Origin of the sequence: Nodosilinea sp. FACHB-141 (assembly GCF_014696135.1) — a bacterium.
Taxonomy (GTDB): Bacteria; Cyanobacteriota; Cyanobacteriia; order Phormidesmidales; family Phormidesmidaceae; genus Nodosilinea.
The window spans coordinates 1-25,113 of the sequence record NZ_JACJPP010000011.1 but is presented as its reverse complement, the minus strand read 5'-3'; the positions used below and the strand labels follow the sequence as shown (position 1 = coordinate 25,113).

Sequence of the window (25,113 nt, the reverse complement as noted above, 5' to 3'; positions counted from 1 at the left end):
CACCTTTGAAGAAGCTACAGCTATCTGTACTTCTTCATCTCACGGTCCAGGTGCTATGAAAACAGTTCGCCCCGACTCCCTGACAGCCCAGTTCTACAACGATGGCCTCGTCATTTTTCTATATGACGATCAAAGCCAAGCAGCCATAAAAGCCATTAATCCCTCCATTCTTGAAGGGTACGGTAACAGCGACATTAATTCTGAGCTTTTTGAGGTCGCAGAGAAAGGTCTTCTAGTCGCTTATGAACTGCGTCAAGACGACGAGATGGCCTTCGAAGTAGCCATAGGAAACCCTTTGAACGACCAAGAGCGTGAGGCTGTGGGTATCTACCCCCACGTACAACGTGCCTATCTCAATCTACCCTCTGGCAAACTAGCGATCGAAGGCTATGGTAATCTCCGGCTTTCCCCTGACTTCGACCCCAACGAGGAACCGGGAGCGCTACTCGATGTTCCCCCCGGCGAATACATTGTGAGTATTTACAGCCTTGTTGGGTGTACTGAAGAAGCGCTTGAAGAGTCGACCAAACCTAACCATCTGTTTGTGCTAACTCCCCTCAGTCAGGCGGAACCCCTCTCAGAGCGAAAGCCACTGCTGCATGGTTATGGTTGAAATCCATGCACGGTTTTCAAGCTATCAGTATGAGTGTTACGGTCAGAGCTAGCTCGCACAACGCTCGTGCGAACAGAGCAAAAGTTGTTAGTAGAAGTCCAAGATTGTCGCTGCTGCACACCTTATACCGTCATGCGGCTTAAATTCCTAATGGCCCACGAAAAAGAGGGCCCAGCCAAGCTGCGCCCTCAATCTTAAGCTCTGACTAAACAGCTGTTATTAGCCACCTGTGTAGACAGGAGAGCCGGTAGCGCCATAGACACCCCAGTCGCGAATGCCGTTTTGACTTAGCACCGATTCAGCGGTCTGAATCTCTTGCTCGCTGCCTTCTACCAACACTAAGTAATCGTCGTTGTTATACACGCGATCGTTGTAGTAGTTGGCGCGATCTTCGGGTACGCCCCAGCCAATGAGCCCACCGAGTAAGCCGCCGCTGGCTGCACCAATACCGCTACCTAAGAGCGTGTTGGCAAGCAAGATGCCAGCCCCCGCAAGTGGCCCCACACCGGGAATAGCCAACACACCCAAGCTACCAATTAGACCAACGGCACCGCCGGTCACGGCACCGGCCGTTGCACCAGCACCGGCACCGTCTTGGGTCTGCTCAGCCTTGGTCTTATCGGGGTCGAAGTCCCCATCAGTAGTTAGGTCATTCAACCCTTCTCCAGATTTAGCCACCACTGAAACGCGGTCCATGTGAAAGCCTGAATCACCTAGTTGGTGCAGGGCTTGCTCAGCTTCCTGCCGAGTCGAAAACAGGCCAACGGCACGGCTGTGTCGAGTAGATTGACTATCAGTCGTTCCCATAAAAATTTATTCCAGTGAGGATTGCTAACGGCAAAGCCCGTGGCACACGCCACTGCTTGCCTACCCTATGATTGCTAACCAAGGGCTTGATCACCTCGCTCGGTGGCTAGAGACAAAGGATACGCAAGGGCTAGACTTTAGCCCTTGCGGTAGCAAAGGGAAATGTAGTTAGCCATACTGCTGTAATGCCAGGCGAGCCGCTCCAGCAATGCCCGCCTGATTGCCCAGCTCCGCCACCAGTACCTGCATTCCCTCGCGAGAGCTGAGCAACACGCGGGTCTCTAGCTCTGCTAAAGTCGTTGGCAAAAACAGTTCCGCCGCCGCGCTGATACCGCCGCCGAGAATCACCGCCTCTGGGGTCAGCACATAGACCAGGCTGGCAATGCCCGCGCCCAACCAGCGACCGTAGGTTTGCCAAAAGGCGATCGCACCCTCATCCCCCGCCTTGGCCTGGTCAAACAGCGTCGCCGGGGCCAACCCCGTCTCTCGGCGAATCGCCTGTACCGAGCAGTGCTGCTCCAGCGATCCTCGGTTGCCGCTATTACAGGGCGGCCCCTCAGGATTAAGGGTGATCAGCCCCAGTTCCCCAGCAGTGCCGTTGCGGCCCACAAACAGCTTGCCATCCAGAATGATTGCACCGCCGACCCCCGTGCCCAGGGTAAGCGTCAGCACGTCTTTAAAGTTGCGCCCGGCCCCCAGCCAAGCTTCCCCCAGGCCGGCACAGTTGGCGTCGTTGGCCACCGTGACCGATCGCCCCGTCTTTGCTTCCAGCGCATCGGCGATCGGCACATCGTGCCACCCAGCTAGGTTAATGGCGACGCGGGCAATCCGGCCAGCGGCATCAGCGGGGCCGGGGGTGCCTACGCCAATGGCAACGGCCTCGCGGTTAGGGTCGAGAGTGGCGATCGCATCGGCCATCGCCGCAATGACCAACTCTGGGGTAGCGGGCTGAGGCGTAGGCACAGCAAATTCGGCCAGGCAATGCCCCGACTGGGTAAAGCGTCCCAGCTTGATCGCAGACCCGCCCAAGTCAACGCCAATTACCTGCTGCTCTGTCATACCCATGACTGACCCAACCTTGCAAACTCACGCCAGGGCCATTGTCTCAGATTGTCTGAGGTTTATCTTTGCGCCTAAAGCCAGCCCTTAAGTCGATAGATGCCGATGCCAATGTATTCCTTAAGAGCGCGGGTGAGGTAGTGCAGGTTCTCAGTCTGGGGCACCAGTCTCAGAGCGCGGCCCTGCCAGGTAGTCAGCCCTGGGTCAGCAGGGTCTTGGGCCACATGAAAATCGGTCGGCGCCGGGATGGCCTCAAACCCCTGCTTTTCGAAAATCGCCAGGGAACGGGGCATGTGCATCGCTGAGGTCACCAGCAAAATGCGCTCAATGCCGAGATTGGCCAACAAAACCTGGGTGTAGGCCGCATTCTCAAACGTGTTGAGCGAGTCGGGCTCAATCAGCATGGCACTAGGGGGCACCCCTAACGCCTCGGCTAGCTCAGCCATATCGGCTGCTTCAGAACGACTTTGCCCCTGTCCCCAAGTAATGCGCCCGCCGCTCAACACCAGCAGCGGCGCCTTGCCTTCTAGGTAAAGCCGCGCCCCGTGCAGCACGCGATCGCCCTCTTCAGCCACATCAATCCAAGGCCGGGGCGGAAACTTAGGCTTAATCGCGCCCCCCAGCACTACGATCGCCTCTGCCTCCGGCAAATTTACCGTGTCCTGGTAGCGCCACTCCAGCGAGCGGATCATCGCCGTCGATACCCAGCTATTGCTGCTGATTAGCAGTAGGCCTAGGGCTAGGGCGATCGCACCCGCCGCCCATCGAGGTCGGCGCTGAACGCAGATCAGCGCCACCACCAGCAGCACACAAGCCAACCCCAGCGGATAGATCAGCAGCGGCAGCAGCTTCGACAAAAACAAAAACATCTCCGCCCTATTCCCTCACGCCCACCTAATTCTTCGAGCCCTACCCGGCCAGTCAGGATAACTCCTCACCCTGCACTACCCTTCACCCCGCTTAGCCAACAGCTCCCTCATCTCTTCTAGTAGATGCTCCTGCTCCGTTTGCAGAGTTTCTAACCGGCCCATGATCTCACTTAACCGCTCATCCCCAGCAGCCAGCTTCGGCGGCTTAGCCCACTGCCGCACCAGCAGTCCAGACAATCCACCAAAAATCCAGCCGCTAAGCCGAAATGGCAGCTTGACGAGGGATAGCCAAAACCCTTCGGTGAGGCGGGCGATCGCACTCCACAACCCCGCAAACAGCAGCAGACTCACGACCACCAGCACCAGCACCCACAGCGGATGCCCCGCTAACCAGCCCATCAGCGGATGCTCTATCAGCCAGTCCTGCACCGGCCTCAGCAGTGCCGACTGAGCCGCATCCGTCCACGAATTCGTAAAAGTATCCGTCAACCCTCCCATACTGCACCCACCTACCTAACCTTCAAGAGACCCCAGCCCTCCCTCACATCCACCAACACCAGAACTCACCCTTGTCTACTCCCCTACTCCCCCACTCCCCTACCCATCCACCCGCCTACTCATCCACTCCCTCTAAGGCGCCGGAGCCACAGGCGGCGTCCTCTGCGGCTCCGGCGGCTCCGGAGATCGACTAGCCAGCAGCCACCAGCCCAGCAGCCCCAGCAGCAGGGCAGAACCCGACACCGCCAGCACCCAGCGGGGCACTCCGCGCGGCGGTTTGCGTTCCGCCGGAGTAGGCACAAACTCGTCCTGGGGCAGGTTTTCACCGTAGAGCTTAGCCCCAGCGGGGATGGCGGACTCCTGTCGGGCACCAGCTCCAACTGGAATGTCTTGGCCTGTCGCAGCAGGAACCAGAAGCTTGTGCTGCATCAGTACGACGGTGGTATTGTCGTGGCCATTTTTTTGGTTAGCCAGCTCAATCCAGGAGGCCACCGCCGAGTCGAGGGTGACAATATCTTTAACAATCAAGCCAATGTAGTTGGCCCAAGCATCTTCAATGCGGTAGTTATCGCTGAGGCCGTCGGAGCAGAGCAGCAAAATCCCCGTTTCGTCGAACACAAAGCGCTGAATATGGGGCTGGAGATGGTCACCACTGCGGGTGCCCAGGGCCTGGGTGAGCGCTCCGGCGTCGCTGCGCTCCAAGGCGTGGGGCAAAGTTTGCCGACAGGCAATCACCTCGCGCCCGGCAATATCATCGTCTACTGTGAGCGGGTGGCAGTAGTCGGGAGTGATCCAGTAAGCACGGCTGTCGCCGACATGGGCCAGGTACACTTCATTCACCCGTCCCCAGCCGTCGTCAGTTTGCACCCGCTGGGGAATGACCACCGCCATCACCAGGGTGGTGCCCATACGCTGACGACCGGCCCAGCCGTGGTTGTCATTTTGAAAACTGATCAACTCGTTGACAATGCGAATCACCGCCTCAAGCTGCTGAACGACAACCTGAGGCGGCAGTCCCCGCAGCTCGTTTTGGGCTTCGGCCAGCAGCGCTTGCAGCTGAATTTGCAGTGCCTGCACCGCTAGCTGGCTGGCCACTTCGCCGCCGTCGTGGCCCCCCACCCCGTCGCACACCATCGCCACTTGCATGGGGGCGGCTTCGCTCTGGGTGCCCAGGGGCCAGCAGGCATCTTCGTTGCGGGGCTGGGTTGGGCCCTGGGCGGTGGCTCCAGACAAAGTAATCCGGGTGGGCACTAGAGCGGCCTGGCGCAGCAGAATTTGGTTAAGTTCAAGCGCTACGGTGTCGAGGTCGACGGCATCGGCGTCGATGCGGTTAACCAGCGATCGCAGCGGCTCTGACACAGATAGGTGTAGGGGAGACAGCAGCGATCGCCACAGCTCCACTAAATCGGCCAGGGTAGTCGGGTTCCCGTCGGATTGCAACTCCACCAACCGCAGCCGCCAGCCATCTACCCGCAGATTGCCAGGTACGAATAAGCTCCTGGCTAAGCCCAGTTCGCCCAGCGTTCCCCACAGTTCCCAAAGCTGCCACAGCCAGTTAGCCTGGCGCAGGGGTGAAGCGCTAAACAGCCCGCCCGCCAGCTCTGGCAATAGCTCCCCCGCTTGAAAATGAATCGGGGCATTCTCCAACAGCAAAATCGGCGGTGCCCCAGTGCGCTCTAGCACGCCATATAATCCCGGCACATGCAGCCGATGGGGGTGCGCCTTAAGGTAAGGCAGCGCCTCCCCAGGAAAGGCGTCGGGAGCACTGGGTCGCTGGTCGGGCTGGGTGTCGAGCCAAATGCGCGGACCCACTATCCGATAGCGCTGCCCCACTAGCTCATCGACCGGCAGGGTCTCAATATCAGTGCCGATCACCCAGAGGTAAGGCTTATAGCGGGAGGGGCGGCGCTCAACACGGTTCATAGCGTTTACGGGCGGGTACAGGCACGCGGCAGAGGTCTATTAAAACAACGTAATTAAGCCCCCAAAAGGCCTGAGGCTAAAGATAGATTAATCCTAGAGGATAGCGAGACATTCAGAAGGGTAACCTGGGTTGGGTTTCGTGGATCAGTAATCTCGACGGAGGCCTAAATTGGGACCATTTTGTTTTAGCCTTAACGTTTCTTGTGGGCTGCTATGAATTACCCTCTGTTTTGGGCCATTCTGGGGGCGATCTTCTGCCTCATGGAGTTATTTTTGCCCACGGGCTTTGTGGAGTCCACTCTGGGTGTGAGCGCGTTTATCGTGGCCTTCATCGCCCTCGGGGTGCCTTCCTTTAGCGTTCAAATTGTGGCTTGGGTGACGCTGTCTCTCGTGCTGATCTTCCTGCTGCTGCGGTTTGTGCCCAAGCGCACCCCCTATAGTCTGCAAGAGTCGACCGAAGCCCGCACATTAACCGCCATTGCCCCTGGCCAAACTGGACGGGTGATCTACGAGGGCAACTCTTGGCAAGCTCGCTGCGACGATGAAACTATCACCATTGGGGCCGATCAGCCAGTGGTGGTGGTTAGGCGCAAGGGCAACACACTCTATGTCATCCCTGAAAGCGCGCTGAGAACCTAGGTAGGCGATACCACAGAGTTTCTAACCACTACCGCAAACTATTTGAGGAATCACGTCTATGGGCGGCTTTTTTAGTTTTCTGATTGTGCTGATTTTTGGCGGGTCGATCGCCGCCAGCTCCGTCAAAATTATCAACCAAAGCGACGAAGCCCTGGTCGAAACCTTGGGCAAATACAACGGCAAAAAACTCACCCCCGGCCTTAATTTTCTAATTCCCTTTCTCGACAAGGTGGTGTTTAGGCAAACCATTCGCGAGCGCGTGCTCGATATTCCGCCCCAGCAGTGCATCACCCGCGACAACGTCTCGATCACGGTAGATGCGGTAGTGTACTGGCGAATCGTGGATATGGAGAAGGCCTACTACAAGGTCGAAAACCTGCAATCGGCGATGGTCAACCTAGTGCTTACCCAAATTCGCGCTGAAATGGGCCAGCTTGAGCTCGACCAAACCTTCACCGCCCGCTCTGAAATTAACGAAATTCTGCTGCGCGAGCTGGACATCTCCACCGAGCCATGGGGTGTGAAGGTAACTCGAGTCGAACTGCGCGACATTGTGCCTTCCAAAGCGGTGCAAGAATCAATGGAGCTACAAATGGCGGCCGAACGCAAAAAGCGGGCCGCTGTGCTGACCTCCGAAGGGGAGCGCGAAGCGGCGGTTAACTCTGCCAAAGGTCGGGCTGAGTCGTCGGTGTTAGATGCCGAAGCTCGTCAAAAGGCAGCCCTTTTAGATGCCGAAGCTCAGCAAAAAACTATTGTGTTGCGAGCCGAGGCACTGCGCCAAGAGCAGCTACTTCAGGCCAAGGGCACAGCTGAAGCCATGCAGGTAATTGCCAAAACCCTCGCCATCGACCCCGGCACTCGCGAAGCGCTGCAATTTATCATCGCCCAGCACTATATGGAGATGGGGCTCAAGATCGGCAGCAGCGACAGCAGCAAGGTGATGTTTATGGACCCCCGCAGTATTCCGGCAACGCTAGAGAGCATGCGGGCGATCGTCGGTGAAGGACAGTCGTAGAAAGGCTTAGCTGCGTGGATAGGTTGGATATTTGGCGTCGCAAAATCTAACTGCATCCCAGCTCTGTGAGGTTGTAGAGCGTTACCCCTTTAGAAAGCCAACAGAACCTAGATACTCCATGCTGACTAATGGCTAAGCCTTAGCTAATGAATGCTAATTTGAGCTGCATTAACGAGATACTGCGTTGATGCAGTTCAAATTGATCAGCGACAGTATAGGGATTTCGCTTGTCTTGAACTAGGGTTACTGTAGATTTTCAGTATTGCAAGGTAATGTGATAGTGAATGTTGTCCCCTTACCAACCTCGCTCTCCACAGAAATAGTGCCTTGATGAGCCTGAACCCCCTGCTTTACAATTGCTAAACCTAACCCAGTTCCTGCAATATAATCAACATTTTTAGCCCGATAAAAAGGCTCAAATATGTTCTCTTGGTTCTCTTTTGAGATACCAATACCCTGATCCTGAATTTGCAGAATCAGATAATCTTCTTGATGACGGCATGAAACTCTTACATCCCCTCCCTCATGGGAATACTTGACTGCATTAAAGACTAGATTAGTCAAAATCTGCCTGACAATCATTTCGTCTAAAACAACATTAATCTTTTCTGGAGAAGCATCAAAAGAGATGTTGCACCGGGTTTGAGAAATAAGCTTTATTTGCTCTACTACATCTTGAATTAGCTCCGAAAAATCAAGCAAAGTAGGTTTGAAGGTTTGTTTAGCTTCCTCAACCTGACCAATAGCCAAAACTCCATCCATAAGTTCGGTCATAGTTTGAACCGCGTCTTGGATTCGCTGAAAAGCGTCATCTTTCTCCTTTCGGTCCCAAGTATGGCTGTAGTTCTTCAAGAGTTCAGCGTAGAGAACAATACTAGTCAACGGAGTACGAAATTCGTGGGATGCCATGGAAATGAAGCGAGTTTTTAGTTCGCTCAGTTCTCGTTCTTTTTGAAGCGCTTTTTCAACAATCTGTTCTGCCTGTTTACGGTCTGTGATATCAATGTGGGAACCGGCCATTCGATAAGGCTTGCCTTGGTCATCCCAGAGGGCAACCGATCGAGATAAAATCCAGCGGTAAGTTCCATCTTTATGCTGGAGGCGGTACTCCAGGTCATAGGTCGAAATCTCACGCTTCAAATAAGCGGTCAGGGCATTTTGTGCTCGTTGAACATCTTCAGGATGTAATCGCTCAAACCATTCTTCTAAGCGATTGGGAATTTCGTGATCTGCATAGCCCAAAATGTTCTTCCAGCGAGGTGAAAAGAAGACCTCTTTGGTCTTCATGTCCCAATCCCATATTCCCCCGCTAGAGCCAAGAGTTGCCAATTCAAACCGTTCTTGGCTAAGACGTAATTTTTCTCCAATCTGATGTACGTCCAAACTAATTTGAGCTAAGCTTGCCAAATCACGCCGTTGTTCAATTTGCCTTGCAACTTGGCGGCTGATGATCTTTAAACTCTCAGTCTGCTCAGCACTCAGCCTTCGTGGCTCCTGATCTAGAACGCAAAGGGTACCGATCGCAGAGCCCTCGGAAGTCATTAACGGAGCACCCGCATAAAATCGAATATGCGGATCACCAGTAACTAAGGGATTCTCAGAAAACCGTTCATCAGTAGATGTGTCTGGGACTAAAAATAAATTGGGCTGCAAAATGGCATGAGAGCAAAAGGCTATATCTCGATGCGTCTCGGTCATTAATAGCCCAACTCTAGATTTAAACCATTGGCGATCGGTATCAACTAAGCTAACAAGAGCGATCGAAGTGCCGCAAATTTGAGAAGCTAGGCGAGTTAAATCATCAAAGCTATCTTCAGGAGCAGTATCAAGAATACTCAGACTATGTAAGACTTTTAGCCTTTCTGCTTCGTTATCGGGAAGAGGGGCAATTCTCATGGAACTCTATTTTTTGTTTTGATTTTCAAGTCAAAGTGAATATTGTTGAGAATGCTTTACTTGCTATAAACGTTTATCTTCGGCCAAGAAGGCTTCAAACTGTTCTGCAGGAACAGCTGGGCTGAATAAGTAACCCTGAATTGCCTGACAACCTTGCTCTCGCAAAAAATTAAACTGCTCTTGAGTTTCTACGCCTTCAGCGATAACTCGTAACTTTAAGCCCCGAGCCATCGCAATTATTGTTGTAACAATTGTGGCATTTTGGGGAGCCTGAAAAACGTCGTTAATAAAGGAGCGATCGATTTTCAAAATATCAAGCGGTAGACGCTTAAGGTAATTTAAAGATGAATAACCCGTACCGAAATCGTCGAGAGAGATCTTAATTCCTACAGCTTTTAACTCTCCTAGAATAGCGATCGCAGACTCTATATCATCCATCAAGCTGGTTTCGGTAAGCTCTAGCTCTAAGCAATTTGGGTCGAGCTGGGTTTGATTTAAGATCTGGGTAATAGTTTGAACTAGATCCACTTGCCTTAATTGAAATGCTGACAAATTGACAGAGACTTTTAAGGGAATAGGATGAAGATCTTGCCAGATCCGAGTTTGAGTACAAACGGCTTCTAAGATCCAATTGCCAATTTCAATAATGTGCCCTGTTTTTTCTGCGATCGGGATAAAGACATTTGGGTCAACCATCCCTAACTCAGGATGATGCCATCGCAGTAAAGCTTCGGCTCCCATGATGCGTCCAGTGATTAAATTAATTTTAGGCTGATAAAAAATTTGAAACTCAGAGTTTTCTAGAGCAGTGTTTAATCCCTTTTCTATTAAATTATTTTGTTCAGACTTAGCTCCCATTTCCACCTCGTAGAAATGATAGCTATCTTTTCGGGACTGCTTAGCAAAACCCATAGCCATTTCGGCATGGCTCAGCAATTTACCAAAATCACTTTGATCATCGGGATAAAGAGCAATGCCAATAGTAGCCTGCACCTGGATCTTATGGTCATTCAGCCAATAAGGGCTAGCCAGACTGGTTAAAATAGCCTTGACTTGATCCTCAACAGTTTTTTTGTCTAAGACGTTAACCAGAATCATGCTAAATACGTCAGCATTGATTCGAGCTACTATGTTTTCTTGGCCTGCAACTTCGAGCAGTCGTTCAGCTACGGCTTGAAGTAATAAATCCCCCGTTGAGTAACCGAACGTGCTGTTGACAGATTTAAATTGGCATAGGTTTATGCACAGAATCGCCATCATTTGCTGACGGCGTTTTGCTATTGCCAGAGCTTGCTGAAATTTTTGATATAGCAGAATACGGTTGGGCAGCTTAGTTAATGCATCCTGATAGGCTAAGGAACTAATTTGATCCGTCGCACTCTTCATCTCTGCAATGTAGGGATCAACAATCGTATTTTTCTTGTGTAGCCGACTGGTAATTGCGTCTGCTAATTCAGCAGTTGTGAACGGCTTAGCAAGATAGTCGTCTGCACCCAAATTCATTCCTTTACGAATGTCTAGTCTGTCAGCCTTAGCCGACAAAAAAATGAATGGAATGACCATCATTTCCGGATCTTGGTGCAAGATCCTGTAGACCTGATAGCCATCTATCTCTGGCATCATAATATCGCAGACGATCAGGTCTGGAAAATGCATTTTTGCCAGGTCAATTCCAGTCTTGCCATTCTCCGCTCCAATCGCTTCGAAGCCGAGGCAGCTTAAAGACTGGACAATGCCTTTTCGAAGATCTTCAGTATCTTCAATGACTAGAATTTTTGCCATGGCTGCATCTTTTCCTACAACACTTTAACGTTCCCAAAAACAGGTAGAACTACCGTCTCTAGCATGATAACTATATGAACAAGCAACCCTCGAGAAGCCTTGTGAAATATATTTATTCTTGACGGATGCACTACATGAATGATTCCTAGCAGTTTTTGCTGAATCGAAGACTTAGGCTACACCGCTGAACACGCTATATATATCAGGTCAAGAGAATCCTGATGGCAGTTTTATCGGTGGTGTGCCAAGCCCTACTGGCCTCAGCTCAAGGCAAAAAGGTAGGACAAGTCAATAGAAGCCAGCCTGAATTTTAAAGACTTGTATATTTTGATTAATGGAAGCTTTAACTTGGACAGCACCCCGACAAACTTTAGAATACCCAAGCGTTCGAGATAGGCTCATACCATCGCGATCCATTATCTATTGAATCGATTGATGGCATTAAGAACATCAAAGGCAAAAGTTTTTTTTGAGATGGTGGCACACTTCTGTCGACACAATCCGAAGGCATTGAACACAGGCCAAGCCCTTTCCTCAGATGGAGATATCATGCTTTAGCATCCAAACCAAACCGCCTGCCTTAGATCAAAGCAGGCATAGCTACAGAGTTCGTGTTTTGTTAGCGATCGCAACCCATCACCAAGGGTCAGCAGGATCAATCTCTTAGCGACATCGATCACATTGTAGATTCGTCTAGAGCTGCCACTACCTGGTCGTAGATTTCGCGGGCGTGGTTGGGGCTCGTGCCAATGCAGGTGAGGCCAACCTTGCCGTACTCCGACAGGCAGCCCATCAGGTGAAAGGCGGCCCCCACGCCGCTGATCGAGTTAAAGTGCAGCTGTTTAGCCACGATGATATCCATCAAATCGCTGGGCAGCAGACCTTTGTAGTGGGGCTTTTGCAGGTTGTCGGAGGCGCGGTAGTAGCGCACCTGCTCTTGCTTGGTATAAAACAGCCCGTCAGCTTGATGAAAGCGGCCCTCAGTAAGCATTTTCATGGCCATGAGGGGATGGGTGGTGCCGCCTTTACGCAGGTTGATCTCGATCGCCTGGAGATCCCACTGAGGGGCTTTGGGATCACCCTTGGCGACGGCAATAAAATCGACGCCGTAGCGCTCTAGGGCACCTTGGCGAGCCAGTTCTTCACCAACGCGCTGGCCCATATCTTGAATCTCAAGCCGGTAGTCAGGCCGAGCTGGGAAGGAGCAACCGAGGAAGATCTGTCCATCGGGACCGCCCAGTTCTTGGTCGTGGGTGGAGAGAATTTCGACCTCGCCGAGGGGGGTGATGCGGCCCTGCACGCTGGGAGATTCTTTGTGGTCACCTTCGACAAAAGCTTCGGCGATCGCCCCGAGCACCGGGATTTTGGCCGAGAAATGCTCCCAAGTTTCGATATCACTCTGAAAGCTCAGGGTGTGGAAGGCTTCGGTTAAGGCCCGAACGCGATCGCCATGGCCCGCGCTGCCCGGAGCCACGGCCGACAATTTCCGCAGATCTAAAAGCGCGTTACCTTCCCCTGAGAAGCCTTCGTTGAGCTTGATCACCATGCGCTTGAGGTTGGGGTCTTGCTCCCACACTTCGGCGGTGACCTTGGCTAGAGATGCTTCGTCGAACACTAGCTCACTGCCAATTGGGTGGGGAATGCCACAGCGTCTAAAAATTTCGCGGCTGCCGCTCTTGGTGCCCCAGTGCAGTAGGTCGGGGTCGAGAGCCAGCAGAGGCAACCCCAGGGCCAGGGCCAGATCGCGCTCCCAGGCGGTGGAGTTGTAGCAGGTCATGTAGGCGCGATCGGGATTGATCGCCTTGCGAATGCGGTTGAGCAGGCGGGGGCGCTCTAGCAGCTTTTGGCTGAGGGGCTTGCCCGAGCTATCGTAGGCCGACAGCAGGGTGAGGCGATCGCGCGCGTGGGAACTGGGAATGCCCGGCAGCAGCTCTAGATAGTAATCGATGATGCTGGGGTGCAGCGGCTGGGAGGTGACATAGACCAGGTGCGTGTTTGGGTTGCGCAGCCGAATCAGCGAAAACAGCAGCCGTTCTTCGTAGTGGTTCACCCCCTCAATTTTCTGCAGCTCCTCCTGATCGAGGCTGAGGGAGGGCACCACCACCACGTGCCGTTCCTGGGTGTCAAATTCGTCGGTTGAACACCAGCGATCGCGCAGCATCTGCTGTAGTTGCTGAAAGCTGGGCCCAGCCTGCAAGCGCACCGGTTCTGTAGCCATAGCCGCCTCGTTCGCCGTCACCATACTGACTACCCTCGCGCTCGCTCAATCGTTTTTAGAATGAAATTGGCATGAAAGTTTCGCAATGAGACGAGTATAGACGAAAGCCTTTGTCAGCCCGCTCAGGCCTAAGCACAAGCGCCATTACTCCACCCCAGATAAATATTTTCACACCAACATTGAGCCCCTGCTATCCCCACTAAGACATAGGATCCAGAGCTTTAGCTACCATTTCCTCAGCAGGGGCTCAACCAACTACCGCTAGGGACTAACAGCCTTCTTCAAGCTGCGCCACCAGCAGCAACAGTTGGTCGATCTTTTGCCGCAGCACCGTGGCAGACTGGTTTGAATGGTTGATCAACAGGCTAAACACCAGAGGCTCATAGTTGGGCGGCTGCACGTAGCCTGACAGCGCTACGTTACCGGTCAGCGCCCCCGATTTACCCTGCAAGCGCCCCTCTAGCACAGTGCCCCGTAGCCGATTGCTCAGGGTACCGCTCCGGCCTGCGATCGCCAGCGAATCTCGAAACACGGCTCCTTGAGGATGGGTGGTCATCACCTGTAGGGTCTCTACCAGCGCGATCGGCGACACTAGGTTGTGCCTCGATAGCCCGGAACCGTCCGCCAGCCGTAGGGCTGTCGCATCTACTCCGATCTCTGCCAGGGCCGCTCTAACCGCCTCGCCCCCCGCCTGACTTGCCTCCGCGACATCGTCCCCCTCGGTGATATTCCCCCCTGCCGTCACCCCTAGGGTTTTGAACAGGGCCTCGGCGTAAAGGTTATCGCTATCGCGGTTGGCCAAGACCATAAGCTCCCGGACAGAGGGAGACTCTACCGCTGCCAATTCTGAGTCTGCGATCGGAGCTGGGGTTTGCACAATCACCGTTTGCCCCACTGCCACCGACTGCCGCTGAAGGGCTTGTTCCATGGCTGCCGCAAACTGCTGGGCTGGATTTAGCACCGCCAAATTCAGGGTCTGGGAACTGCTCCCCTGGGTTAGCTGTCCCGTCAGCCGGATTGTGGGCGAATCTCCCGTGCGCCAAAGAGCTAAAGGTGTGGCGGGTGCTCCAGCCGCCACAGTTGTGGAATTGTTTGCCACTGGCAGCGAGTCAGCGGGTAAGGGCTGGGGCCACACCACCGCTAGCGGACTGCCCACCTGGGTGGGGGACAGTTGTAGGGCGATCGCATTGCGGTTGAAAATCAAGCTGTTGACCGGAGCCGCGTAGGCAAACTGGGCGTCTTCCCACTCCCAGGTAGGGTTAGTAGCAAACCCTGGAAAATATGAGTCGTCAATGGTGAGGCGGCTGACCTGATTTACCCCAGCCTGGGTCAATTGCTGCACCAGACTATCGATCTGCGCCGTTGTCAGACTGGGATCACCCCGTCCTACTACCCGCAGCGCGGTGCTTCCCCCTGGGCCAGGAGTGCCATAGACGGAAGTGCGCAGGCGGTAGTAGCCCCCCAGTTGGTGAGCCGCCGCCGCCGTGGTTAGCAGTTTGATGTTAGAGGCTGGTGTAAAGAGGCGATCGCCGTTGCGGTTGTAGAGCGTACGGCGATTTTGCCCCTGAGTTTGCAGCACCATCCCGGTGTAGGCCTGGTCTAGAGGAGGCTGGCTAAAGGCGCTGTCTAACTGAGTGGTCAACTGGGCTGGGCATAGGGCTGCGAAAGCAGCGGCAGTGGGAAAGGTTGTGCTCAACAGACCTAAGGCAATCCCTAGGCCGACAGACTCAATCCGTGGAAGTTTCACCATGGGCAAACCTATCAAACCTGCCTAGCGTTTAGACCTAGCCCCTAAAACCGCGATGGCGCTTTTGCAGGGTTTCGACTTGAGCAGCGATCGCCGGATCGTACAGCCGCAGATAGTTCCAGTAGCCGCCAAACACCGATTGCACATAGCCCTTCGTCTCGGGGTACGGAATTTTCTCAGCAAAGTCGTCAGCATCAACAAAGCCGCCCTTGTTGATCCAACTCGCTACAGCGCCCGGTCCAGCGTTGTAGCTGGCCACCGCAAACAGCGAGTGGTTGTCGTACTCGGCGTGGGTGTAGTCGAGGTACCAGGTGCCCAGCTTAACGTTGTCTTCAGGGTTGTTGAGGTCATAGCTTTCTAGCCCTGCTTTCCCCTTGATCCACTCGGCGGTAGCTGGCATCACCTGCATAAGGCCCGCCGCCCCCACCCCAGAGCGAATTTTGGCCTCAAAGCGCGACTCCTGGCGCATAAGCGCCGCCACCAGCAGAGGGTTGAGCTGACGATCTGCCGCCCAGGTGGTAATCAAACCTTTGTAGGGCATCGGATAGACTCCATGCCAAAAGTCGGGGCGCTGCTTGAGCTCGCGAACTACCTCAATGTCTTTGGGATCCTCGGCCAGGCTAAGGCTCGATACCTGGTAAATGCCGTTGATGTTGTCGTTGGTTCCCAACCGCATCAGCCCATCGACAAACTGCTCTTCCGGCGTGGGGTCTTGGTAGTTGACGTACTCCATCTGCCACTGCTCCCAGGCTCGCTGGTCTTGCCCCAGCAGGTAAAGCTCTTGCAGTGTGTCAGAACCCGTAGGGAGTGGGGTGCGGTGGGCAGGCGGGGTCACCGCCGGAGTTTGCGATCGCACCGATTGAAAGTCGCCCACATTCCAGCCCAGGGCGACCGCCGACCGCCAGGCGTAGTACGACTCCGGATGGCGGGCAATCACGCTTTCGAGGGCAGTTTGCGCCACCTCATTTTGACCTAACTGCCGGCCCCATTTGCCTACCCAGTATCCAGCATCGGCAGCCAGATCACTGTCGGGGCTGTACTTGAGCACGTCGCCACCCCAGCTGACGGCCATGGTCAGGTCACCCTGCTCGGCGGCATTGAGGGCATTTTGCAGGCGAATGTCGGCTGCTGCATCGGAGTCTCGATACTCCTTGAGAATTAGCTCGCGGGTGCCCTGGGCCGATTCAGTGCTGTTTAACTTGTCGAGAATTTTGGCCCGCTCCAGCAGCGCTGCTGCCGCCCGCTCGGGAAAGCGGCTGACCACCTGATCGAGCACCCCGAGGGCCGCTTCGTCGGGCACGCTCTGGGCCAGACGCAACAGCCCGGTGGCGGTTTCGGGCGCGTCGGGAAACTGCTGATCGAGCCTACTGTAGAGGGCGATCGCGCGATCGCGCTGGCCGCTCACCTGGGCTCCTCGCGCCGCCCGGTAGAGGTTGCGGGGCGATGGCGGAGCCTGGGCGTAGGCCGTCCCTGCGTTGCCATAGCTGTCGATTCGCCAAAATCCAAAGCCCACGGTCTGCCAATCTTCCGGGCTAAGCTGGCTAGCAAACTCAGTTTTGAGCCGCAGCAGAGCCGCCCCAGCATTAGGGTGATACAGCCCGGCGCGCGCCATAATCATCAGCAGCGGCAGGGTGTCGGCCCGGTTTGGGTTAGCGGTCAGCCGCTGGTGGGCCACCTCTACCGCTTTGGGATGGTTGGGGAACTGCTGCACCAGGCGATCCCAGTAGGCTGGGTCTTGCTGACCCAGTTCAAAGAGCAGCGGGGCGATCGCGCCATTCTTCTCATACTCTTTCAGCAGGCGCTGCTGGGTTTGCTGGGCGGCCTCGGCCTGCCCAGCTGCCCGCTGGGCCTGGGCTAGCGCCAGCGCCACGTAGGGGGCCATCGCCGGGTACTCTTTCTCCAGCCCCTCTAGCAGGGGAATCGCACTACCGCCGCGATCTTGGGCAATTAAATCTAGCGCCAGCAGATAGCGCGCTCGGCTTTGGCTGAGCGCATCTCCCCCATCGGCCAGGGCCACCAGCGCCTCTTGGCGCTGCTCAGCAGGCTGTAGGGCGAGGGCCAGCACCGGGTCATCGGCATCTAAAGCCGGCGATCGCCCCAGGCCCGGCAGCAGTGATTCTTCCAAGATTGTTGTAGAGTCGCCCGGTGACGACACCGTATTCACCAGAGCAGCGGCCATCCCCAAAGACAGGGCACCAAGCCCCGCGATCGCCACCAGGGGCAGCTTCGCCTTTAACCGTTTCACCATGGCACGCCCATGCACTCTAGATAAGGGTTGTAGTCGAAAAGTTAGCCCGTGGCGCAGTAGGGAAGCCGAAGTAAAATCTCTCCCTGGCTGACCCATGCCGTTATATCTTACCTAGCCAATCCAGGATCGATGACTTCATCCGCCCCGTCCCCGCCAAAGGCTGCCCAAGGTTTATAGTAAACAGAGCATACTAGCCCCAAGGTTGAATGGAATTTCACGCCTCTAACACTCCCCTTCTAGACTGGTCTGGCGACGCCCTGATCATTGGCCTCAGCGAAGACGCCCTGCCCCTTAGCGGCACCCTGGCCGAGCTCAACAGCCGCGTCTCTGGCCTGCTGCAAGACCTGATCGACGATGTTGAATTCACCGGCAAAGACGGGGCCACCGCCATCACCCGCGTGGGCAGTGGGGCCAGCTTCCGCAAGCTAGGGCTGGTTGGTCTAGGGGCTAGCAGTGCCATGACGGCCGACACATTGCGCCGCGCCGCCGCCGCCGCTGCCCGCCTCGCCAAAAAAGAAAAATCGGCCTCCCTCGGCCTAAGCATGCCCCTTGTGCAGAACGATCCGGCCCTCACCACCCAGGCCCTAGCTGAAGGCGTCAGCCTAGCCCTTCACCAAGACAACCGCTTCAAGTCGGAGGATAAAAACGGCAAAAAGAACGGTAAAGCCCCCGTCGAACATATTCACCTGCTCGATTTAGCCGGGCAAGAAAGCAGTCTTCAAACCGCCCAAGCGATCTGCGATGGCGTTATTTTGGCCCGTGAACTGGTGTCGGCCCCGGCTAACATTGTTACCCCAGAAGCCCTAGCCCAAACCGCCCAGGACATCGCTACAGCCCATGGCCTAGAGCTAGAGATCCTAGAGCAAGCCGACTGCGAAGCGCTGGGCATGGGTGCCTACCTAGGAGTAGCTAAGGCCTCCGACCTACCGGCCAAGTTTATTCACCTTACCTATAGGCCTGCCGGTACACCCGCTCGCAAGCTGGCTATTATCGGCAAGGGGCTCACCTTCGACTCCGGCGGTCTCAATATTAAGGGTGCGGGCAGCGGCATCGAAATGATGAAAATTGACATGGGCGGCGCCGCCGCTATGCTCGGAGCCGCCAAGGCGATCGCCCAGCTCAAGCCTAATACCGAAGTTCACTTCATCAGCGCCGCCGCTGAAAACATGATCAGCGGTCGAGCGATGCGCCCCGGCGACATTCTCACCGCCTCTAACGGCAAAACCATCGAAGTCAATAACACCGACGCTGAGGGTCGCCTCACCCTGGCTGATGCCCTGGTGTTTGCCGAAAAGCTGGGCGTAGATGCGATCGTTGACTTGGCTACCCTCACCGGAGCCTGCATCATTGCCCTAGGCGACGATATTGCCGGACTGTTTAGCGAAAATGATGAGCTAGCAGGGGCGATCGCCGCTGCCGCCGAAGCCGCTGGCGAAAAGTTCTGGCGTCTGCCCATGGAAGAAAAATACTTTGACGGGCTTAAGTCCATTGTGGCCGACATGAAAAACACCGGTCCCCGCCCCGGCGGATCTATCACAGCCGCCCTCTTCCTTAAGCAGTTTGTCACCTCCACTCCCTGGGTTCACCTCGACGTAGCCGGCCCCGTGTGGACCGAGAAAGAAAGCGGTTACAACAACCCCGGCGGCACAGGCTTTGGAGTACGAACCCTAGTGAACTGGGTGCTTAGACAAGATGCTTAGACAATTCTAACTACGTTGGGCGGTAACCCCGTAACCTTGATGATACGAACAAGCATCATCAAAGTCGCGGGGTTATTTTCATCTGTTCATCTATTGATGCATTGACAACAGATCTACATTGAGCGGAACAAACCATTCCTAAGCCCGTCTTAGCCTTGAGCACACACGCGATACGCCACAGAGCAGTGACTTAATCCGAAATGACTAAAATCACTGACATTTCAAGCGACTCTTGTGCTTAGAAACACTTAATAAGCTATGTTCTCTGTGCTAAAACACAGTAAATCAGATAGACCTCGCCGCAACTCTGTTGAGCTTTGAGTTCGCTGTTTCATTTAAGTAGCAGTTAATCAGGGCATCACCTTTTTACCTCCTCTTTAAAGGTGAAAGTTTTCTATTTGTGGGCGTTTCAGTAGCAAGTTATTAGTTCCTAGTCAGTGCTGTTCTGAACGATCTACTTCTTTGTATTTCCACGTCAGCACTCTAAGTCTCTGTGATTTTTTCAGCTACTTAGAGTTTTTTTAGGTGCCCATTAATTTTAGTTGAGCAGCCGTGCTTAGCTTTTTCCTAGGCAAACTTTAGGTTGAAAAGACCTATTTAAATTGGTTTAAAGGGTCGTTTTTAGGAACTTAAGGTTTCATCCTAAAGGTAGTTATTTTCCTTCCAGTTTTAGCTGTAGAGTTATCCCAACTATGCAATTCGTCACTCGATGAATACAATCATGGTTTAAAAGTGAGCACACCGCCTTAGCCATTCTTGCTTTTGATGGAACCCAGATGATTACTCCAGAGGTGTCATCGCTGCCTATTTGTGTTGTCTCATTGGAATAAGCCCATGAAGTTCACCGATTATTTTGACCGCATTGCGATCGTTTATCTACCGGAGCGGAAACGACGGTTTAGAAGTATTCAGCGCCAGGTCAAACGCTTGGGCATAGAAGACAAAGTGCAATGGTTTCAGGGTTTAAAGTTTGATGATGCGGGACAATTTCCCAAGGCCAGTGTGAGGGGCTGCGTCATGAGCAACTATGAGCTGCTTCGCAAAGCTGCTGATGACAACGTTGAACGTCTCCTACTATTTCAAGAAGACTGTGTACTCAGCCAACGCCTGATCCGCCAAGAGTCAGCAATCCTAGATGAACTCACCGATCGCCGCTGGGATTTTGCTTACTTTGGCTGTCAGCCTTACTCTAACGATATGGCCAACGGTAAAAAAACAACCATTGCCCCTACGCCCGATCGCTTTTTCTCCCAAATTAGGGTTCGCCAAAACATTCGTGAAACCCATTTTTGGACTTGCCAAGGCCGGGCCATTCCAAAACTTGTTGAATTCATGGAAGCATCCTTCGATCGCCCTATGAATCACCCAGACTGTGGCCCCATGTATTTTGATGGATACATGAATGAAATTCGCTACCGCAACCTAGACCTAGTTACCTTAGCTGCTGCACCCAATTTAGGTTGGCCCTTAAGCAGCGTAAGCAACCTCAACCCAGGCAGATTAGACCGCATTCCTGGGGTGTCTTCAGCTTTGCATGTTGTTCGAGGAACCAAGAATTTTTGCTTAGAAACAGCAGACTTTGTTCGTCACAGCTTAACGCCTAGCGATCAGCAAGTCGGTTAAAGCTTTGCCAAGCCCTGTCTACCCTAGTGCTATTTAGGCGTCCTGTAGGCATTGCATCTTGTTCAGCATCCTGCAGGTCGCGAACCAGATTCAGACAAAAGATAGTGATTCTCGGTAAGCCTAGTAGCACTGAACCCTAGAGCAGTTTCCTCCTGCTCTAGGGTTCAGTTGTAAGAAACCGTCCAGGTGTGAGGTGGGCTACTGCTAGCGACAAACTGATCGGCTATCATGGCAGCAAATATTGCCCCTGAGAGCCCCAGGATAAAGCTTCTTGCTTCCTAGCCTACTGGTGCAATACCTAAAACACCTTGGCATTTTGGTTCGGAGAGACTCGTGACTATCTACATTGGGAACTTGTCCTTTCAGGCTTCTGAGGACGACATCAAAAGCATTTTCGCTGAATACGGTGAGGTCACCCGTATTAGCCTACCTATCGATCGCGAAACCGGTCGCAAGCGTGGCTTTGCATTTGTCGACATGGCTGACGAAGCTAAAGAAGACCAGGCTATCTCCGAACTAGATGGAGCCGAGTGGCTGGGTCGCGAATTGCGCGTTAATAAGGCCCGTCCTCGCACCGATAATGGCGGTCCCGATCGCTCCAATCGCAGCGATCGGTTCTCCCACAACCCGCTCTAAACCAGTACTTCTAACCCTCAGCCTAGATTGCAGGTAGCTCTGCGCAGAGTTGTATTGGTTGCTGGGTAAGAGGGTTATTTTAACGGTCTTGCCATAGCAGGCTTTAAACCGCGGTTTTACGCTATTCTTCATCCACTGCCGTTGGTTGAACAGGATAGCTATGGGACGGTGGCAATGGGTACTTTTTCCGCTAGGGCTACTGGTTGGCTTAGGCGCATTGCTGTTGCTAGCCGACTCATTGCTGCGCCTCTACACCTTGTTAGCACTAGTGTCGCCCCTGCTAGCTCGGGCAACGCTGAGCATAGTGATAATTCTTGGCCTAGCATCGCTAGGGGTTGTCATCCACCGAATGTGGCCTTTTTTGCGTCCTCGCCGACGTCGCTATCTTCAGACCCCTCGTCATGCTGAAGAGGCGGCAACGGTCAACCTACTTGCTGTGCAGCGCCAGGTTGAACAAATTCAAGATCAGGTAGCCCGCCAAGCGCTACAGCAAAAAGCGTTAAATCTACAGTCAGATCTAAATACCCGTCCTCTAACCATTGCCGTATTTGGAGTGGGGTCAGCGGGAAAAACAGCGCTAATCAACGGGCTTTTAGAGCAATCCGTCGGTGAGATAGGCGCCGCTATGGGTACAACACAAGTTCAGCACGCCTATGCCTGGACGATACCCAACAGTTCTAGAAACATTCAAATTATAGATACGCCCGGTATTGCAGAAGTCGGCATTGCTGGCACAGAGCGGGAAGCAGAAGCTCGCAGAACCGCGGCCGAAGCCGATTTAGTTATATTTGTGCTTGACGACGACCTGCGGCAAGCAGAATATACCGTCTTGAAAACGTTGATGGACGTAGGCAAGCGGGTGTTGGTAGTGCTCAACAAAGCCGATCGCTACGTTGAAGCCGACTTAGAAGCATTGCTAGACCGCCTGCGATCGCGCCTTGTGCCACCCCTCAACCCCGATGATGTCGTTGCCGTGGCGGCACTACCCCAGCCACTGCCCCAGGTAGGCGGTGGTTGGCTGCAAATGCAGCCTAATCTCTTACCCCTAAAGACACGTCTCGCCGACCTACTCCGCCAAGAAGGCGAAACCTTGATCGCTGACAACCTGTTGCTACAAACCCAGCAGCTTGGAGAAACAGCTCGGCAGATGATCAATGACCAAAGGCAGATCCAAGCCGAGACCATTATCGACCGCTACCAGTGGCTTGGGGCCGGGGCGATCGCAGTTACCCCCCTGCCCGGCCTTGACTTTTTAGCTACAGCCGCTATCAATGCCCAAATGGTTGTTGAACTGAGTCAAGTTTATGGCTGTGAGGTCAGCCTAGAAGAAGGAAAAGCCCTAGCTCTGTCAGTAGCTAAAACACTAGCCGGTCTAGGGTTAGTCAAAGGCACTGTAGACCTATTAGCCATAGGATTGCAAACCAATTTAGCTACCGTGATTGCCGGGCGCGCATTAAAAGGAGCCAGCGGTGCTTACCTAACCCGTATTGCTGGCAAAAGCTTTGTAGAGTATTTTCGCCACAATCAAAGTTGGGGAGACGATGGGATGGGTGCGGTTGTCGAGCAGCAGTTTCGCCTCAACCAGCGCGATGCTGTCATGAAAGCGTTTATCAAAGAGGCAATTGCTCGAATCACACCAACAGTCCAAGGGTAATCTTAAAGAAAACCCAGCAATCCTTTTTCAGTAAGCTGATCAACCAGAGAACAGCCAACTTTCCGGGCATACTACAGGGCAGCCATATCTATTCACCCCCGCCAGCCCTAAACTCGGTTACTTGCCGAGAGAGCTGGCTTTTTATTGAGCTTTGCGGGTTCTACCCCAACCCTAAATCCTCAAAGTCAGGACAGTCAATAGCAGATTCTGACAAAGCAATCTTGGGATGGATAGGGCACTTCAGGCGATGGTCGTTGGTAAAGTAGCGGCACTCCGCACAGGGAATTTTGTGCATCACTGTTGCTCTGTTAACCCCATCTCGTATGGTTACTACCAGATTCCAAAGGGTTAGTCCTATCATCGACCAAGCCACAGCAAAGCAGAAAGGCACTAGCGCAATCTGCACTAGCGACACTAACCACACTGGCAAAGCCATGAGTTGTAGCACCATAATTCAAATATTGAAATTCATTCCCTCAGCTTCAGCTATCATTTTAGGCTTGGTGCTCACTGTGATCCACAAATTATTGAATCTAGATGTCCTGCAATAGGGCGCTAAGAGAGTTAAGTGCTGCTGTGTTGCTTCAGATCCTTAGGGTTGGTTGCCTTCAGTTGCGATCGCTAACTGCACTCCAGGTAAAGTTCGTAGCTGATCCATAACTGCCACGACCTGCCCATGACTCACTGATTGGTCTGCTCGAATTACCACAAGGCCACCATCAGACAGGACACCCAAGGTCTGAATTGCCTCTAAAAGCTGCTCATCTGTTACCGCACGAACGCCCACAAATAGCTCACCAGCCGCATTCAAAGACACCACAACCTGTCGTTGGTCTTGAGTTTCCGCTGTTTCTGCCCCCGGCAGCACCACCGGCAGCCCCTCATTACGGCTCAGAAACAAACTAGAAAGAATAAAAAACGTCAACACCGCAAAGACCACGTCAATCATCGGCACAATGTTAATTTGCACAGGCGTTTCCGGGTCTTCAGGGAGGTGCATAGTTAGAACTCTGAATAAAGCGTGAGCATTTTTGAAGAACTAAGCAGCTTGAATTTTGTGTAACAACTTTTCAGCCACCATATCATCAACCGGCATTACAGATAGACGATTGCCTTGTCGCACCACCCATAACTCCTCGGGAGAAAACGTTTTCCGAAGCTCGTCTAAGGAAATAACAGATTTGAAGGTTTCTAAATAGCCAACCGTCACGGTATGCCAACGTGGTTTTTCCCTAAGTGATTTTGGATCGTAGTATTTGCTTTCCCGATCAAACTGAGTAGGATCAACTACGTTGATTTCTACAACTTCCATCAAGCCTACAATTCCCGGCGGCTTAGTATTTGAGTGATAGAAAAAAGCTTTATCCCCTATAGCCATGCTGGCAATAAAGTTACGAGCCTGATAGTTACGCACTCCATCCCAAACTTCAGTGCGATCGCGCCTTAGATCTTCAATACTATAAGCATCAGGTTCAGACTTCATCAACCAGTAAGCCATCGCCAATCACATTCTTTAATAAAGCTATTTGAACATTCCCATGGACCATTAGCATAGCTTGCCTTCCACCCCTGGCTGCATGCTCAAGTCTAAGAGTTATCGCCCGCTGCGGACGTTCACTCATACGCTCTGCCCACTCAATTGCTAGCACACCAGGAGGCATCTCACCTCCTTCACAATATACTTCCTCTAGTTCCAGCGCATCTACCTGACTCATTTCCAAACGATACAAGTCTGCGTGATAGAGAGGAATACGCCCTTCCAAATACTCATTAACAAGAGTAAACGTAGGACTACTAATCGGCTCCGCAATTTCAAGACCTGCACCGAGCCCTTGCACCAATGTTGTCTTCCCGGCACCTAGATCTCCAAATAGGAGCAATATCGTTCCTTTAGGACAGCGTTGCCCTAATTTATAACCAAGCTCATAAGTTGAGTCATGATCTGGCAAATCAACAATAGAGGAAAAGAGCTTACTCATCAACAAGGAAACCTCGACATAGCCCTCGATTCACTAAACATAGCCTCAAATGAGAACCCCTCCAAGCACTCCGAGGAGCAGTTGAAGGGGTTCAAGTAAGGACCTGGCATCGAGCTATTTTGACAAGGGGCAACCCCCTCACTATCTTCGCCGCAGCTGCGTTTCACGACTGAGTTCGGGATGGGTCAGAGTGGGACCACAGCGCCA

At 53.3% G+C, this 25,113-nt stretch carries 21 protein-coding genes and 1 rRNA gene; 7 read left to right on the top strand and 15 right to left on the bottom strand.

The annotated features are described in order from the left end of the window. Window positions 1-55: 55 nt before the first annotated feature. Window positions 56-613 (top strand): hypothetical protein, encoded by a 558-nt coding sequence (locus H6F59_RS08635; protein ID WP_190697814.1) that lies wholly within the window; start codon window positions 56-58, stop codon window positions 611-613. Window positions 614-832: 219 nt separating this feature from the next. Here H6F59_RS08635 and H6F59_RS08630 read toward each other — a convergent pair whose 3' ends face one another. The 5 genes from H6F59_RS08630 to H6F59_RS08610 all read right to left on the bottom strand — a co-directional run bounded on the left by H6F59_RS08630 (window position 833) and on the right by H6F59_RS08610 (window position 5,769). Then, entirely contained in the window at window positions 833-1,420 is a 588-nt protein-coding gene (locus H6F59_RS08630; protein WP_190697811.1) for a general stress protein, read from the bottom strand. A 168-nt stretch (window positions 1,421-1,588) separates the two neighbouring features. Beyond that, window positions 1,589-2,485, bottom strand: coding sequence for an ROK family protein (locus H6F59_RS08625; protein WP_313887160.1), 897 nt, complete (start codon window positions 2,483-2,485; stop codon window positions 1,589-1,591). 68 nt (window positions 2,486-2,553) lie between these two features. Beyond that, window positions 2,554-3,348 carry a YdcF family protein gene (locus tag H6F59_RS08620; RefSeq protein ID WP_190697808.1) on the bottom strand — a complete coding sequence of 265 codons (795 nt, stop codon included), beginning with the start codon at window positions 3,346-3,348 and terminating at the stop codon, window positions 2,554-2,556. Window positions 3,349-3,423: 75 nt separating this feature from the next. Further along, complete coding sequence (locus H6F59_RS08615; RefSeq protein WP_190697805.1) at window positions 3,424-3,846, bottom strand: hypothetical protein; 423 nt, start codon at window positions 3,844-3,846, stop codon at window positions 3,424-3,426. Between the two features lie 132 nt (window positions 3,847-3,978). Beyond that, on the bottom strand, window positions 3,979-5,769 hold the full coding sequence (locus H6F59_RS08610) for a PP2C family serine/threonine-protein phosphatase (protein ID WP_190697802.1): 1,791 nt from the start codon (window positions 5,767-5,769) through the stop codon (window positions 3,979-3,981). Between the two features lie 213 nt (window positions 5,770-5,982). Here H6F59_RS08610 and H6F59_RS08605 point away from each other — a divergent pair, with 213 nt between their 5' ends. Together H6F59_RS08605 and H6F59_RS08600 are read left to right on the top strand one after the other, a co-directional pair. Continuing rightward, window positions 5,983-6,408, top strand: a complete 426-nt coding sequence (locus H6F59_RS08605) for an NfeD family protein (RefSeq protein ID WP_190697799.1) — start codon at window positions 5,983-5,985, stop codon at window positions 6,406-6,408. Window positions 6,409-6,466: 58 nt separating this feature from the next. Then, a complete protein-coding gene (locus H6F59_RS08600) occupies window positions 6,467-7,423 on the top strand; it encodes an SPFH domain-containing protein (RefSeq protein ID WP_190522587.1) in 957 nt (318 codons plus the stop codon). 243 nt (window positions 7,424-7,666) lie between these two features. Here H6F59_RS08600 and H6F59_RS08595 read toward each other — a convergent pair whose 3' ends face one another. From H6F59_RS08595 to H6F59_RS26720, 5 genes are all read right to left on the bottom strand, one after another. Next, window positions 7,667-9,319, bottom strand: a complete 1,653-nt coding sequence (locus H6F59_RS08595) for an ATP-binding protein (RefSeq protein ID WP_190697797.1) — start codon at window positions 9,317-9,319, stop codon at window positions 7,667-7,669. A gap of 63 nt (window positions 9,320-9,382) precedes the next feature. Further along, the gene (locus tag H6F59_RS08590) at window positions 9,383-11,101 is read right to left on the bottom strand and encodes an EAL domain-containing protein (RefSeq protein WP_190697796.1); all 1,719 of its coding nucleotides are present in this window, start codon (window positions 11,099-11,101) and stop codon (window positions 9,383-9,385) included. 676 nt (window positions 11,102-11,777) lie between these two features. Then, window positions 11,778-13,343: a peptide ligase PGM1-related protein gene (locus H6F59_RS08585; protein WP_190697792.1), complete on the bottom strand. Its 1,566-nt coding sequence runs from the start codon at window positions 13,341-13,343 to the stop codon at window positions 11,778-11,780. A 244-nt stretch (window positions 13,344-13,587) separates the two neighbouring features. Continuing rightward, window positions 13,588-15,069 carry a D-alanyl-D-alanine carboxypeptidase/D-alanyl-D-alanine-endopeptidase gene (dacB, locus tag H6F59_RS08580; RefSeq protein ID WP_190697789.1) on the bottom strand — a complete coding sequence of 494 codons (1,482 nt, stop codon included), beginning with the start codon at window positions 15,067-15,069 and terminating at the stop codon, window positions 13,588-13,590. A 34-nt stretch (window positions 15,070-15,103) separates the two neighbouring features. Next, the gene (locus H6F59_RS26720; protein WP_190697786.1) at window positions 15,104-17,314 is read right to left on the bottom strand and encodes a transglycosylase SLT domain-containing protein; all 2,211 of its coding nucleotides are present in this window, start codon (window positions 17,312-17,314) and stop codon (window positions 15,104-15,106) included. A 206-nt stretch (window positions 17,315-17,520) separates the two neighbouring features. Between H6F59_RS26720 and H6F59_RS08570 the strand changes: the two genes are divergently transcribed. The 4 genes from H6F59_RS08570 to H6F59_RS08555 all read left to right on the top strand — a co-directional run bounded on the left by H6F59_RS08570 (window position 17,521) and on the right by H6F59_RS08555 (window position 22,927). Continuing rightward, window positions 17,521-19,014 carry a leucyl aminopeptidase gene (locus tag H6F59_RS08570; protein WP_190697783.1) on the top strand — a complete coding sequence of 498 codons (1,494 nt, stop codon included), beginning with the start codon at window positions 17,521-17,523 and terminating at the stop codon, window positions 19,012-19,014. 834 nt (window positions 19,015-19,848) lie between these two features. After that, window positions 19,849-20,637: a hypothetical protein gene (locus tag H6F59_RS08565; protein ID WP_190697780.1), complete on the top strand. Its 789-nt coding sequence runs from the start codon at window positions 19,849-19,851 to the stop codon at window positions 20,635-20,637. A gap of 333 nt (window positions 20,638-20,970) precedes the next feature. After that, the gene (locus tag H6F59_RS08560; RefSeq protein ID WP_190697777.1) at window positions 20,971-21,273 is read left to right on the top strand and encodes an RNA-binding protein; all 303 of its coding nucleotides are present in this window, start codon (window positions 20,971-20,973) and stop codon (window positions 21,271-21,273) included. A gap of 160 nt (window positions 21,274-21,433) precedes the next feature. Then, complete coding sequence (locus H6F59_RS08555; RefSeq protein WP_190697774.1) at window positions 21,434-22,927, top strand: YcjF family protein; 1,494 nt, start codon at window positions 21,434-21,436, stop codon at window positions 22,925-22,927. A 160-nt stretch (window positions 22,928-23,087) separates the two neighbouring features. On the opposite strand, the gene H6F59_RS08550 is transcribed toward H6F59_RS08555, so the two are convergent. From H6F59_RS08550 to rrf, 5 genes are all read right to left on the bottom strand, one after another. Further along, window positions 23,088-23,378, bottom strand: coding sequence for a hypothetical protein (locus H6F59_RS08550; RefSeq protein WP_190697771.1), 291 nt, complete (start codon window positions 23,376-23,378; stop codon window positions 23,088-23,090). Window positions 23,379-23,519: 141 nt separating this feature from the next. Further along, the gene (locus tag H6F59_RS08545; protein ID WP_190697768.1) at window positions 23,520-23,927 is read right to left on the bottom strand and encodes a biopolymer transporter ExbD; all 408 of its coding nucleotides are present in this window, start codon (window positions 23,925-23,927) and stop codon (window positions 23,520-23,522) included. 39 nt (window positions 23,928-23,966) lie between these two features. After that, the gene (locus H6F59_RS08540; protein ID WP_190697764.1) at window positions 23,967-24,425 is read right to left on the bottom strand and encodes an EVE domain-containing protein; all 459 of its coding nucleotides are present in this window, start codon (window positions 24,423-24,425) and stop codon (window positions 23,967-23,969) included. Beyond that, window positions 24,400-24,906: a tRNA (adenosine(37)-N6)-threonylcarbamoyltransferase complex ATPase subunit type 1 TsaE gene (gene tsaE, locus H6F59_RS08535; RefSeq protein ID WP_190697760.1), complete on the bottom strand. Its 507-nt coding sequence runs from the start codon at window positions 24,904-24,906 to the stop codon at window positions 24,400-24,402. The genes H6F59_RS08540 and tsaE overlap by 26 nt, the downstream gene beginning before the upstream one ends. A gap of 101 nt (window positions 24,907-25,007) precedes the next feature. Beyond that, window positions 25,008-25,113 (bottom strand): 5S ribosomal RNA (rrf, locus tag H6F59_RS08530); the annotation flags it as partial.

Coding starts and splice junctions, on each gene's coding strand:
- dacB (WP_190697789.1), bottom strand. CDS start 15,069: ATGGTGAAACTTCCACGGATTGAGTCTGTCGGCCTAGGGATTGCCTTA.
- H6F59_RS08555 (WP_190697774.1), top strand. CDS start 21,434: ATGGGACGGTGGCAATGGGTACTTTTTCCGCTAGGGCTACTGGTTGGC.
- H6F59_RS08630 (WP_190697811.1), bottom strand. CDS start 1,420: ATGGGAACGACTGATAGTCAATCTACTCGACACAGCCGTGCCGTTGGC.
- H6F59_RS08585 (WP_190697792.1), bottom strand. CDS start 13,343: ATGGTGACGGCGAACGAGGCGGCTATGGCTACAGAACCGGTGCGCTTG.
- H6F59_RS08625 (WP_313887160.1), bottom strand. CDS start 2,485: ATGGGTATGACAGAGCAGCAGGTAATTGGCGTTGACTTGGGCGGGTCT.
- H6F59_RS08615 (WP_190697805.1), bottom strand. CDS start 3,846: ATGGGAGGGTTGACGGATACTTTTACGAATTCGTGGACGGATGCGGCT.
- H6F59_RS08550 (WP_190697771.1), bottom strand. CDS start 23,378: ATGGTGCTACAACTCATGGCTTTGCCAGTGTGGTTAGTGTCGCTAGTG.
- tsaE (WP_190697760.1), bottom strand. CDS start 24,906: ATGAGTAAGCTCTTTTCCTCTATTGTTGATTTGCCAGATCATGACTCA.
- H6F59_RS08595 (WP_190697797.1), bottom strand. CDS start 9,319: ATGAGAATTGCCCCTCTTCCCGATAACGAAGCAGAAAGGCTAAAAGTC.
- H6F59_RS08540 (WP_190697764.1), bottom strand. CDS start 24,425: ATGGCTTACTGGTTGATGAAGTCTGAACCTGATGCTTATAGTATTGAA.
- H6F59_RS08605 (WP_190697799.1), top strand. CDS start 5,983: ATGAATTACCCTCTGTTTTGGGCCATTCTGGGGGCGATCTTCTGCCTC.
- H6F59_RS08565 (WP_190697780.1), top strand. CDS start 19,849: ATGAAGTTCACCGATTATTTTGACCGCATTGCGATCGTTTATCTACCG.
- H6F59_RS08590 (WP_190697796.1), bottom strand. CDS start 11,101: ATGGCAAAAATTCTAGTCATTGAAGATACTGAAGATCTTCGAAAAGGC.
- H6F59_RS08620 (WP_190697808.1), bottom strand. CDS start 3,348: ATGTTTTTGTTTTTGTCGAAGCTGCTGCCGCTGCTGATCTATCCGCTG.
- H6F59_RS08545 (WP_190697768.1), bottom strand. CDS start 23,927: ATGCACCTCCCTGAAGACCCGGAAACGCCTGTGCAAATTAACATTGTG.
- H6F59_RS08600 (WP_190522587.1), top strand. CDS start 6,467: ATGGGCGGCTTTTTTAGTTTTCTGATTGTGCTGATTTTTGGCGGGTCG.
- H6F59_RS08610 (WP_190697802.1), bottom strand. CDS start 5,769: ATGAACCGTGTTGAGCGCCGCCCCTCCCGCTATAAGCCTTACCTCTGG.
- H6F59_RS08635 (WP_190697814.1), top strand. CDS start 56: ATGAAAACAGTTCGCCCCGACTCCCTGACAGCCCAGTTCTACAACGAT.
- H6F59_RS08570 (WP_190697783.1), top strand. CDS start 17,521: ATGGAATTTCACGCCTCTAACACTCCCCTTCTAGACTGGTCTGGCGAC.
- H6F59_RS26720 (WP_190697786.1), bottom strand. CDS start 17,314: ATGGTGAAACGGTTAAAGGCGAAGCTGCCCCTGGTGGCGATCGCGGGG.